10 protein-coding genes are annotated in these 12261 nt (G+C 62.2%); 9 read left to right on the top strand and 1 reads right to left on the bottom strand.

Translation table 11 applies throughout. From position 1 onward, the window contains the following. Nucleotides 1-89 precede the first annotated feature (89 nt). The 9 genes from edd (at nt 90) to NJC40_RS00810 (ending at nt 11049) form a co-directional block, all read left to right on the top strand. Complete coding sequence (gene edd / locus NJC40_RS00850) at nt 90-1916, top strand: phosphogluconate dehydratase (protein ID WP_253142683.1); 1827 nt, start codon at nt 90-92, stop codon at nt 1914-1916. Further along, nucleotides 1913-2887, top strand: coding sequence for a glucokinase (locus tag NJC40_RS00845; protein ID WP_253142682.1), 975 nt, complete (start codon nt 1913-1915; stop codon nt 2885-2887). Before edd ends, NJC40_RS00845 begins: the two co-directional genes overlap by 4 nt. 45 nt (nt 2888-2932) lie before the next feature. Continuing rightward, nucleotides 2933-3661, top strand: coding sequence for a response regulator (locus NJC40_RS00840; protein ID WP_045482852.1), 729 nt, complete (start codon nt 2933-2935; stop codon nt 3659-3661). Between the two features lie 49 nt (nt 3662-3710). After that, nucleotides 3711-5111: an ATP-binding protein gene (locus tag NJC40_RS00835; protein WP_290447770.1), complete on the top strand. Its 1401-nt coding sequence runs from the start codon at nt 3711-3713 to the stop codon at nt 5109-5111. Nucleotides 5112-5252: 141 nt separating this feature from the next. Further along, nucleotides 5253-6545 carry an ABC transporter substrate-binding protein gene (locus NJC40_RS00830; RefSeq protein WP_253142681.1) on the top strand — a complete coding sequence of 431 codons (1293 nt, stop codon included), beginning with the start codon at nt 5253-5255 and terminating at the stop codon, nt 6543-6545. A gap of 178 nt (nt 6546-6723) precedes the next feature. Then, nucleotides 6724-7632, top strand: coding sequence for a carbohydrate ABC transporter permease (locus NJC40_RS00825; protein WP_045482843.1), 909 nt, complete (start codon nt 6724-6726; stop codon nt 7630-7632). Further along, nucleotides 7625-8470, top strand: a complete 846-nt coding sequence (locus NJC40_RS00820; protein WP_045482841.1) for a carbohydrate ABC transporter permease — start codon at nt 7625-7627, stop codon at nt 8468-8470. The genes NJC40_RS00825 and NJC40_RS00820 overlap by 8 nt, the downstream gene beginning before the upstream one ends. A gap of 9 nt (nt 8471-8479) precedes the next feature. Beyond that, nucleotides 8480-9640: an ABC transporter ATP-binding protein gene (locus tag NJC40_RS00815; RefSeq protein WP_045482838.1), complete on the top strand. Its 1161-nt coding sequence runs from the start codon at nt 8480-8482 to the stop codon at nt 9638-9640. 50 nt (nt 9641-9690) lie between these two features. After that, the gene (locus tag NJC40_RS00810) at nt 9691-11049 is read left to right on the top strand and encodes a carbohydrate porin (protein ID WP_045482835.1); all 1359 of its coding nucleotides are present in this window, start codon (nt 9691-9693) and stop codon (nt 11047-11049) included. A gap of 307 nt (nt 11050-11356) precedes the next feature. Here the strand turns inward: NJC40_RS00810 and NJC40_RS00805 are convergent, their stop codons facing one another. Beyond that, nucleotides 11357-12223 carry a MurR/RpiR family transcriptional regulator gene (locus NJC40_RS00805; protein ID WP_045482832.1) on the bottom strand — a complete coding sequence of 289 codons (867 nt, stop codon included), beginning with the start codon at nt 12221-12223 and terminating at the stop codon, nt 11357-11359. Nucleotides 12224-12261: the final 38 nt, after the last annotated feature.

Below are 12261 nucleotides of genomic sequence, written 5' to 3'. Positions count from 1 at the left end.
CAAGTCACGGTCTTGCCTGACAAACCGGTGACCTGCCACTGTCCAGAATCTTTACGGGTGACCATAGACCTTAGCCTGGAGTTCATCACATGCATCCCCGCATCCTTGAGGTCACCGAACGGCTGATCGAACGCAGCCGTCCGACCCGCCAGCGCTACCTGCAACTGATCCGCGAGGCGGCCAGCGACGAACCCATGCGGGCCAAGCTGCAATGCGCCAACTTTGCCCATGGCGTCGCCGGCTGCGGCAGCGAAGACAAGCAGACCCTGCGGCTGATGAACGCTGCCAACGTGGCGATCATCTCGGCCTACAACGACATGCTCTCGGCGCATCAGCCCTACGAGCACTTTCCCCAGCGCATCAAGCAGGCCCTGCGCGAGGTCGGTTCGGTCGGCCAGTTCGCCGGTGGCGTGCCGGCCATGTGCGATGGTGTGACCCAAGGTGAGCCGGGCATGGAACTGGCCATCGCCAGCCGGGAAACCATCGCCATGTCGACCGCGGTCGCGCTGTCGCACAACATGTTCGATGCCGCCCTGATGCTGGGGATCTGCGACAAGATCGTGCCGGGGCTGATGATGGGCGCGCTGCGCTTCGGCCATCTGCCAACCCTCTTTGTGCCCGGCGGGCCGATGGTGTCGGGCTTGTCCAACAAGGAAAAGGCCGACGTGCGCCAGCGCTATGCCGAAGGCAAGGCGAGCCGTGAAGAACTGCTGGACTCGGAAATGAAGTCCTACCATGGTCCGGGCACCTGCACCTTCTACGGTACTGCCAATACCAACCAGTTGCTGATGGAGGTGATGGGCCTGCATCTTCCCGGTGCCTCGTTCGTCAACCCGTACACGCCGTTGCGCGATGCGCTGACCGATGAAGCCGCGCAACAGGTCACCCGCCTGACCCGCCAAAGCGGCAGCTTCATGCCGCTTGGCGAAATTGTCGATGAGCGTTCGATCATCAACTCCATCGTCGCTCTGCACGCCACTGGCGGCTCGACCAACCACACCCTCCACATGCCGGCCATCGCCCGGGCGGCGGGGATTCTGTTGACCTGGCAGGACATGGCCGACCTTTCGGATGTGGTCCCGACCCTGACCCATGTCTACCCTAATGGCAAAGCTGATATCAACCACTTCCAGGCCGCTGGTGGCATGTCGTTCCTGATTCGGGAGCTGCTGGGCGCCGGGCTGCTGCATGAAAACGTCAATACCGTAGTCGGTCATGGGCTGAGCCGTTACACCCGCGAGCCGTTTCTCGAAGACGGTAAACTGGTGTGGCGCGAGGGGCCGCTGCAAAGCCTCGATGAAAATATCCTGCGTCCGGTGGCGCGGCCATTCTCGCCAGAGGGCGGCCTGCGGGTGATGCAAGGCAATCTCGGTCGCGGGGTGATGAAAGTGTCAGCGGTGGCCCTTGAACATCAGGTGGTCGAGGCGCCGGCCCGGGTGTTCGAAGACCAGCAGGCGCTGGCCGATGCGTTCAAGGCCGGTGAGCTGGAGCGCGATTTCGTCGCCGTGATGCGGTTTCAGGGCCCGCGCAGCAACGGCATGCCGGAGCTGCACAAGATGACCCCGTTCCTCGGCGTGCTGCAGGATCGCGGCTTCAAGGTCGCGCTGGTCACTGACGGGCGTATGTCGGGCGCCTCGGGCAAGATTCCGGCGGCCATCCACGTTTGCCCGGAAGCCCATGATGGTGGCCCTTTGGCTTTGGTGCATGATGGCGACGTGATTCGGGTCGACGGTGTCAAAGGCACATTGCAAGTTCTGCTCGAACCGGCAGAATTGGCCGCAAGACAACCGGCAACCACGCAGATCGACAGCAGTGTCGGCTGCGGTCGTGAGTTGTTCGGTTTCATGCGTGTGGCCTTCAGCTCCGCCGAGCAGGGGGCCAGCGCCTTTACTGCAAGCCTGGAGGGACTCAAGTGAAGCTGGCTCTGGTAGGTGATATTGGCGGTACCAACGCACGGTTCGCGATTTGGGAAGACGATCAACTGCACTCGATCCGGGTGTTCGCCACGGCTGAGTATGCAGGTCCTGAACAGGCCATCGAACTCTACCTGCAAGACCTTGACCTGCAACGCGGTGATGTCAGCCATGTCTGCCTGGCCGTCGCCGGCCCGGTGGACGGTGATGAATTCCAGTTCACCAACAGCAACTGGCAGTTCAGCCGTTCGAAATTCTGTGAGCACCTGAAGGTCGAGCACCTGTTGCTGGTCAACGATTTCGCGGCCATGGCGCTGGGCATGACCCGGCTGGGTGAGGATTACCTGACGGTCTGCCATGGCATCGGCAAGCCGCAGCGGCCGCGTGTGGTGATCGGGCCAGGCACCGGCCTTGGCGTCGGCACGCTGGTCAAGACCGGCGACAATCACTGGACCGCGTTGCCCGGGGAGGGCGGTCACGTCAACCTGCCGGTCGGCAGCGCCCGTGAAGCGCTGTTGTGGACCCGCCTGATGGCCGAGCACGAACACGTCAGCGCCGAAACCGTGCTCAGCGGCGCCGGGCTGCTGCGCCTTTATCAGGCCAGTTGCGCACTGGACGGCATCGACGCGCCGCTGAAATCGCCGGCAGCCGTGACTGCCGCCGCCCTGGATGGCGATACCGTGGCGGCTGCAGTGCTCGAGCAGTTCTGTGTGTTTCTCGGCCGGGTGGTGGGCAATAACGTCCTGACCCTTGGCGCGCTGGGAGGCGTGTATATCGCAGGCGGCATGGTGCCGCGCTTCACTGAGTTCTTTATCAACAGCGGATTTAGCCAGGCGATGGCCGACAAAGGCGTGATGAGCGATTATTTCGACGGCCTGCCGGTATGGCTGGCGACTGCCGAGTATCCGGGCCTCAATGGCGCCGGGGTGGCCTTGCAACAGGCGTTTGGCGAGGGAGAACAGGTACTCGAATAACCCGCTGTCCACACAATAACAATTCACTGAACAAGGACGACCTTCTTGAGTTCAGCCCATAAAACCCTGCTGCTGGTCGATGACGACCAGGAGATTCGCGAACTGCTTGAAACCTATCTGAGCCGTGCCGGTTTTCAGGTCCGCGCCACGGCGGACGGTGCCCGGTTTCGTCAGGCGTTCAACGAAGCCCCCGCTGACCTGTTGATCCTCGACGTCATGCTGCCCGACGAAGACGGCTTCAGCCTGTGCCGCTGGGCGCGTCAGCATCCGCGCCAGCCGCATGTGCCGATCATCATGCTCACCGCCAGTTCCGACGAGGCTGATCGGGTCATCGGCCTGGAACTGGGGGCCGACGATTATCTGGGCAAGCCGTTCAGCCCACGCGAGTTGCTGGCCAGAATCAAAGCCCTGCTGCGCCGCTCCGGGTTTGGCCAGGAGCGTGGCGGGGAAGTGCTGCTGTTCGATGAGTGGCGCCTGGATATGGTCAGCCACCGGCTGTTTCATGCCGATGGTGAAGAGGTGATTCTTTCCGGTGCCGATTTCGCCCTGCTCAAGCTGTTTCTCGATCATCCACAGCAGATCCTCGACCGCGACACCATCGGCAACGCCACCCGAGGCCGTGAACCGATGCCGCTGGAGCGCATCGTCGATATGGCGGTCAGCCGGCTGCGCCAGCGCTTGCGTGACACCGGCAAGGCGCCGCGCTTGATTCGTACCGTGCGCGGCAGCGGTTATCTGCTGGCCGCGACCGTGCAGTCGGGAGTGGCTCATTAACGGCGCACGCCAGCGCTGGCTGGCGCTGCCACGCACGTTGCTCGGGCGCATGCTGCTATTGACCCTGTTGGCGGTGCTGCTGGGCCAGTCGCTGTCGGGGATCATCTGGGTGGCGCAACTGCGCGCCACCCAGATGGAAGGCCTGCTCAACAGTGCGCGCAGCCTGGCTTATTCGATGGCTGCCAGTGTCAGTTATTTTCGCTCGCTGCCGGTCAGCTACCGGCCGCTGGTGCTCGACCAACTGCGCAGCATGGGCGGTACGCGCTTTGTGGTGTCGCTCAACGAGCACCCGCTGGACATGCAGCTGCTGCCGGCCACAGCGCGTAAAGATGCGGTATTGAGCGCGGTGGGCGAGGTGTTGCGCAGTTCGTTGGGCGAGGGGCCGAAGATCGTCGCCTGGTTCGTCAGCCCCGATGAGCTGCGGCTGTTCAACAGCGGCCTGAAACTCGATGAGCTGCCGCGCTCATGGGCGCACTACGCGTTGACTCTGGAGCCGGTCAATCCGCCGGTGCTGGTCACCCAGATCGAACTGGCGCCCGGCGAATGGCTGTACATCGCGTCACTGCTGCCCGCACCCTACACCTTTCTGGAAGAACCAGACCTGCCGGCCCAGCAGGTCTGGTCGATCGCCTTGACCAGCGCGTTCCTGCTGCTGTTCATCGGCCTGCTGGTGCACTGGCAGAGCCGGCCGCTCAAGCGCCTGGCCAGGGTGGCACGGGACCTGTCACTGGACGGTGATGCCTCGCCGCTGATCGAGGGCGGCAGCAGCGAGGTGCAGGAGGTCAGCCGCGCGTTCAACACCATGCGCACCCGCATCAGCCGCTACCTGACCGAGCGCGGTCAGTTGTTCAGCGCCATTTCCCATGACCTGCGCACGCCCATCACTCGCTTGCGGCTGCGCGTCGAACTGCTTGATGACCCGGATTTGCAGGCGCGCTTCGAGCGCGATCTGGACGAGCTGGAATTGCTGGTCAAAGGCGCACTGCAGTGCGTCAAGGACACCGACATCCACGAAAACATCGAACCGGTGGACCTCAATAACCTGCTCGATTGCCTGGTGGAGCCCTATCTGTCAGCGGAAGGGGGCGCGCGCATCACCCTGCGCGGTGTGGCTCAGGCACCCTACATGGGCAAGCCGCTGGCGCTGCGGCGCTGTATCGGCAACCTGATCGACAACGCGCTCAAGTACGGCTACCGCGCCCACCTGTATATCGAAGACCGCCGCGAGGCGTTCGTGCTGCACGTTGATGACGAGGGGCCGGGCGTTCCCGAGCAGCGCCTGGAACAGGTGTTCGAGCCTAATGTGCGGCTGGCTTCGAACCAGCAAGGCTACGGCCTGGGGCTGGGCATTGCGCGCAATATCGCCCATAGCCACGGCGGCGAGGTGAGCCTGCAGAACCTTCGCGAGGGCGGCTTGCGGGTAACCCTGGAGCTGCCGCGCTTGCCCTGATGCCATTGCATTGCCACTAAATGTCACCAACCTGTGACTATTCCCTATCCCTTCGTTACCAAGCGGTCTTTCGATATGGCTAGACTGCTTTCAAGCGCAGGCAACCGACCTGCCCCGAATAACAACAACAAGGCCGAATCAATGAATGCTCTGTCCCAGCTTGCCGCTGCCATTTCTCTTGCCACGTTGCTTCCTTTCACTGCCCAGGCTGCCGAGTCCAAAGGCTCGGTAGAAGTTGTCCATTGGTGGACCTCCGGTGGCGAAAAAGCCGCTGTCGACGTCCTCAAGGCTCAGGTCGAGAAAGACGGTTTCACCTGGAAAGACGGCGCCGTAGCCGGTGGTGGCGGGGCGACGGCGATGACCGTGCTCAAGAGCCGCACCGTGGCCGGTAATCCGCCGGGCGTGGCGCAGATCAAGGGGCCGGACATTCAGGACTGGGGTTCGATGGGCCTGCTGAGCACCGACACCCTCAAAGATGTCGCCAAGCAAGAGAAATGGGACGAGTTGCTCGACAAGAAAGTCTCTGACGCGGTCAAGTACGACGGTGAGTACGTCGCCGTGCCGGTGAACATTCACCGAGTCAACTGGTTGTGGGTCAACCCGCAGGTGCTGGAGAAGGCCGGCGTGGCCAAGGCGCCGACCTCCCTCGAAGAGTTCTACGCCGCCGCTGACAAACTCAAGGCGGCCGGTTTCATTGCCCTGGCCCATGGGGGCCAGCCGTGGCAGGACAGCACGGTGTTCGAGAACCTGGTGCTCTCGGTCATGGGCCCTCAGGGCTACGAGCAAGCGTTCGTCAAACTGGACGATAAAGCGCTGACCGGTCCTGAAATGGTCAAGTCGTTCACGGAATTGAAGAAAGTCGCCACCTACATGGACCCCAACCGCGCCGGGCGTGACTGGAACATTGCCGCCGCCGATGTGATCAACGGCAAGGCCGGCATGCAGATCATGGGCGACTGGGCCAAGAGCGAATGGACGGCCGCAAAGAAAGTTGCCGGCAAGGACTACCAGTGCGTGCCGTTCCCGGGCACCGAGAAGGCGTTCACGTACAACGTCGACTCGCTGGCGATCTTCAAGCTCAACGCCGATCGTACGGGTGATATCGCTGCCCAGCAGGACCTGGCCAAAGTCGCGTTGGGTGAAGAGTTCCAGAAGGTCTTCAGCATCAACAAGGGCTCGATCCCGGTGCGCAAGGATATGCTCGCCAGCATGGACAAACATGGCTTCGACAGCTGCGCCCAGGCCTCGGCCAGGGACTTCCTGGCAGACGGTGGCAATGGCGGCCTGCAGCCAAGCATGGCGCACAACATGGCCACCTCGCTGGCTGTGCAGGGCGCGATTTTCGATGTGGTGACCAACTACATCAACGACCCTAACGCTGACCCGGCCCAGGCGGCCAAGCGGCTGGCCTCGGCGATCAAGGCAGCCCGCTAGCAGCCGTAGCGTTATTCGCTGCTGAAGCAGCTCCTACGGCAGCTCCTACGGCAGCTCCTACGGCAGCTCCTACGGCAGCGCCTACGGATATCACCTTAACCGTTGTGTGTGTCGACGGGACTCTTTGCGGGTCTCGCGACCGCCTGCGGCCTGAATTCGACCCGACTGGATGACTTCAATGACTTCTGTCGCTGTGTTCAACAAAGCCTCGCCGCTCGATGCGCTGCAACGCTGGCTGCCCAAACTGGTGTTGGCGCCCAGCATGCTCATCGTGCTGGTGGGCTTCTACGGCTACATTCTCTGGACCCTGGTGCTGTCGTTTACCAACTCCACCTTTCTGCCGTCCTACAAGTGGGCCGGGCTGGCTCAGTATGCGCGGTTGATGGATAACGACCGCTGGTGGGTGGCGAGCAAGAACCTGCTGTTGTTCGGCGGGTTGTTCATCGGCATCAGCTTGGTGGTCGGGGTGATTCTTGCGGTGTTGCTCGACCAGCGGATTCGCCGCGAAGGCGCGATCCGCACCATTTACCTGTACCCGATGGCGCTGTCGATGATTGTCACCGGCACCGCTTGGAAATGGCTGCTCAATCCCGGCCTGGGCCTGGACAAGCTGCTGCGTGACTGGGGCTGGGAAGGCTTTCGCCTCGACTGGCTGGTGGACCCGGAGCGGGTGGTGTACTGCCTGGTGATTGCCGCCGTGTGGCAGTCCTCCGGCTTTGTCATGGCGTTGTTTCTCGCCGGCCTGCGCAGTGTCGACCAGTCGATCATCCGCGCCGCGCAAATGGATGGCGCCAGCCTGCCACTGATTTATTGGCGGGTGGTGCTGCCCAGCCTGCGCCCGGTGTTCTTCAGTGCGGTGATGATCCTCGCCCATATCGCGATCAAGAGCTTCGACCTGGTGGCGGCGATGACCGCTGGCGGGCCGGGTTACTCCTCTGACCTGCCGGCGATGTTCATGTATGCCTTCACCTTCAGCCGCGGACAGATGGGCATGGGCTCGGCCAGCGCGATGCTGATGCTCGGCGCGATCCTCGCCATTCTGGTGCCGTACCTGTACTCGGAACTGCGGAGCAAACGCCATGAGTAACACGATCGGCTCCAATGGAACCACCGTCAGCCGTTTGCTGATCCACGCGGTTTTGTGGCTGGCCTGCCTGGTGTATCTGGTGCCGCTGGTGGTCATGCTGCTGACCAGCTTCAAGACCCCGGAAGACATCGGCAGCGGCAACCTGCTCAGCTGGCCGGCGGTGGTCACGGTGATTGGCTGGGTCAAGGCCTGGAACATCGTCGATGGCTATTTCTGGAACTCGATACGCATCACCATTCCGGCGGTGATCATCTCGACGGCCATCGGCGCGCTGAACGGTTACGTGCTGTCGATGTGGCGCTTTCGCGGCTCGCAGCTGTTTTTCGGCTTGCTGCTGTTCGGCTGCTTCCTGCCGTTTCAGACCGTGCTGCTGCCAGCGTCCTTCACCCTCGGCAAGATGGGCCTGGCCAGCACCACCACAGGCCTGGTGTTTGTTCATGTGGTCTATGGCCTGGCCTTTACGACGCTGTTCTTTCGCAACTTCTACGTGACCATTCCCGAGGCGCTGGTGCGTGCGGCACGGCTCGATGGGGCGGGGTTCTTCACCATCTTCTGGCGCATCGTCCTGCCGATGTCGACGCCGATCATCATGGTCTGCCTGATCTGGCAGTTCACCCAGATCTGGAACGACTTCCTGTTTGGCGTGGTGTTCTCCAGCGGTGACTCGCAGCCGATCACCGTGGCCCTGAACAACCTGGTCAACACCAGTACCGGGGTCAAGGAATACAACGTGGACATGGCCGCGGCGATGATCGCCGGGCTGCCGACACTGCTGGTCTACATCCTGGCCGGCAAATATTTCCTGCGCGGGCTGACCGCCGGCGCGGTCAAGGGCTAGGGATCAATCATGGCAACTCTCGAACTGCAAAACGTCAACAAACGCTACGGCAGCGGCCTGCCAGACACGCTGAAAAACATCGAACTGAAAATCAAGGACGGTGAGTTCCTGATCCTGGTCGGCCCGTCCGGTTGTGGCAAATCGACCCTGATGAACTGCATTGCCGGCCTTGAAGACATCAGCGGCGGGGCGATTCTCATTGATGGCGAAGACGTCAGCCAGACCAGCCCCAAGGACCGTGACATCGCCATGGTGTTTCAGTCCTACGCGCTGTACCCGACCATGAGCGTGCGCGAGAACATCGAGTTCGGCCTGAAAATTCGCAAGCTGGCCAAGCCGGCCATTGATGAGGAGGTCAGCCGGGTGGCGCGCCTGCTGCAGATCGAACATCTACTTGAGCGCAAGCCGGCACAGCTTTCCGGCGGCCAGCAACAGCGTGTGGCGATGGGCCGGGCATTGGCGCGGCGGCCGAAGATCTACCTGTTCGACGAGCCGTTGTCCAACCTCGACGCCAAGCTGCGGGTCGAGATGCGTACCGAAATGAAACTGATGCACCAGCGCCTGAAGACCACCACGGTGTACGTCACCCATGACCAGATCGAGGCCATGACCCTCGGTGACAAGGTGGCGGTGATGAAGGACGGCATCGTCCAGCAGTTCGGTACACCACGGGAGATCTACAACGACCCGGCCAACCAGTTTGTCGCCAGCTTCATCGGCTCGCCGCCGATGAACTTCATCCCGCTGCGTCTGCAACGCCGTGACGCACGCTTGCTGGCGCTGCTCGACAGCGGTCAGGCACGCTGCGAGCTGCCGCTGGGTTGCAACGACGCGGGGCTGGAAGACCGTGAAGTGATTCTTGGCGTACGCCCGGAGCAGATCAGCCTGGCTGCTGGCGATGGCCAGGGATTACCGACGATTCGCGCCGAGGTGCAGGTGGTGGAGCCTACCGGCCCTGACACCCTGGTGTTCGTCAACCTCAACCAGACCAAGGTCTGCTGCCGTCTGGCGCCGGATCAGGCACCGCAGGTCGGCGAGACCCTGACCCTGCAACTGGACCCTACCCGCGTGCTGCTGTTTGACGCCGCCAGCGGTGAGCGTCTGGGCGTTCTCGGGCGTGCCGAGGGCGCAGGCCGGCAGGGCAATGTGACCTTGCTCAATCGCAAGTGAGTGGACGCTGTAAAGCTGAAAGCCAATAACAATAATTGAGGACTCATGGGATGAACAAGCACGATGCGCCATCGTATTCACGGCTGAAAAGCCTCTGCCAACTATCGATACTGGGCAGCCTGGCCCTGGCCGGTGGTGTGCAGGCGGCTGAAGCGTTCAGCGCCGATTCACCGTGGATGACCGGTGACTGGGGCGGGGCGCGCACCGAATTGCTCGACAAGGGCTATGACTTTTCGCTGGAGTACGTCAGCGAGGCGGCCAGCAATCTCAATGGCGGCTACAACGACGACACTACAGCGCGCTGGAGCGATCAGTTCGCCTTCGGCCTGAAAGTCGATTTGCAGAAAGCATTCGGCTGGCAAGGCGCCGAGTTCAAGCTGGCGATCACTGAGCGTAGCGGCCGTAATATTTCCAATGACCGGATCGGCGACCCGCGGGCTGGCACCCTCAGTTCATCCCAGGAAGTCTGGGGCCGTGGCCAGACCTGGCGTCTGACCCAGATGTGGCTCAAGCAGAAATTCATGGATGACGCGCTGGTGGTCAAGCTCGGCCGTTTCGGGCCGGGCGAGGAATTCGCTTCGGCGCCGTGTGACTTCCAGAACCTGAGCTTCTGCGGCGCGCAGCCAGCCAACTACGTCAACACCTGGTACAACTGGCCGGTCAGCCAGTGGGGCGCAGCGCTGAAGTACAACATCACCCCGGAGTTCTTTGCGCAGATCGGTGTGTTCGAGCAAAACCCTTCGAACCTGGAGATTGGCAACGGCTTCAAGCTCAGCGGCAGCGGCTCGCAGGGCACCCTGGTGCCGGTGGAAGTGGTCTGGAGTCCGAAGGTCAACGGCTTGCCCGGCGAGTACCGGCTGGGCTACTACCACAGCAGCCCGGACGCCGACGATGTCTATGAAGGCGCCAACGGCCTGCCGCAGCCGGTGTCGGGAGGCGCGTTCAAATCCCATGGCAGCAAGCACGGTGGCTGGGTCATGGCGACCCAGCAACTGACCGCCCACAACGGTGATGCCTCACGCGGCCTGACCCTGTTTGCCGCCGCGACGGTGCATGACAAGGCCACCAACTACATTGATAACTTCCAGCAGATCGGCCTGCTCTACAAAGGCCCGTTCGACAGTCGGCCCAAGGATGACATCGGCATTGGTATCTCGCGCATCCACGTCAACGACGATGCCCAGGACCGTCGTCGGCTGGTCAACCTGATCAACGGCATCAACGACTACGACAACCCGGCGTTCCTGCCGGTGCAGGACACCGAGTACAACTCGGAGATTTACTACGGCTTCCACGTCACCAACTGGCTGACCGTACGGCCCAACCTGCAGTACATCCGCCATCCCGGTGGCGTGGACAAGGTTGACGATGCGCTGGTGGCCGGTCTGAAGATCCAGACCAAGTTCTGATAACGGCTGTGTGTGCTTTGCGGGCAGCCTGGCTGCCCGTTTTTTTGGGCGTTGTATACATCGGAGCAGCTTCAGCTACAAAGCCTTCACGGCAAAAGCCCTACGGTCTAATGCCGAACAGTTAAGGGCAACAAGGTCCGGTGGGAGTTGTCGGCCGGCGCTCCGGGCAGCCGACGGATGCTGCGGTGCATTCACAGCAAATGTGCCGGTTTTACTGGCCCTTTCGGGGTGGTCCCCCTCCCACCGGGACCGAGTTGAGCCGGATAATCGCTTAACTGATCGGCATTAGTCCTACGGTGTTGCAGATTCAGCCCTGATCTTCCAGCGGGTAGCGGCTGTCGTTGAGGCTTTCCTTGATCTTGCGCAGGTGCGGCTGGAAGTCCACGCCGCGGCGCAGGGTCATGCCGGTGGCCAGTACGTCCAGCACGGTCAACTGAATGATCCGCGAGGTCATCGGCATGTAGATATCGGTGTCTTCCGGCAACGGAATGTGCAGGCTGACCGAACTGGCCTGGGCCAGTGGCGAACCGGCGGCGGTCAGGCCGAGCACCGAGGCGCCATTCTCGCGGGCCAGACGTGCGACTTCGACCAGGTCGCGGGTGCGTCCGGTGTAGGAAATGATCACGAACAGATCACCGGTGTGCGCCACCGAGGCGAGCATGCGCTGCATCAGTACGTCGGCGTGAGCACTGACCGCCAGGTTGAAGCGAAAAAACTTGTGCTGGGCATCCATGGCTACCGGTGCCGAGGCGCCCAGGCCAAAGAAGTGGATCTGCCGGGCCTGGATCAGCATGTCCACGGCGCGGCTGATCTGCGCCGGGTCCAGAGCCTGGCAGGCGCTGTCCAGCGAGGCAATGGCACTGCCGAAGATTTTTTGTGTGTAGGCCTCGGGGTTGTCGTCCGGCTCCACGGCACGGCTGACGTAGGCGGCGCCACTGGCCAGGCTCTGGGCCAGTTGCAGCTTGAGTTCCGGGTAACCGCTGACGCTGAACGAGCGGCAGAAGCGGTTGACGGTCGGTTCACTGACCTTGGCCGCCTGGGCCAGGGCTGCGATGCTCAAACGGGTGGCCATCTGCGGGTTGAGCAGGATGACTTCGGCCACCTTGCGTTCGGCTTTATTCAGCTCCGGGAGTCGGTTCTGGATCTGCTCCAGGAGATTTCGTGTGCGGTCCATGACGGCATCCTGATCGGGGGCTGTTCGACAGACGTTCG

Source organism: Pseudomonas sp. 21LCFQ02 (genome assembly GCF_024129895.2).
Classification (GTDB): domain Bacteria; phylum Pseudomonadota; class Gammaproteobacteria; order Pseudomonadales; family Pseudomonadaceae; genus Aquipseudomonas.
Note: the sequence above shows the minus strand (reverse complement) of the source record. Positions and strands in the feature narration are given on the sequence as shown.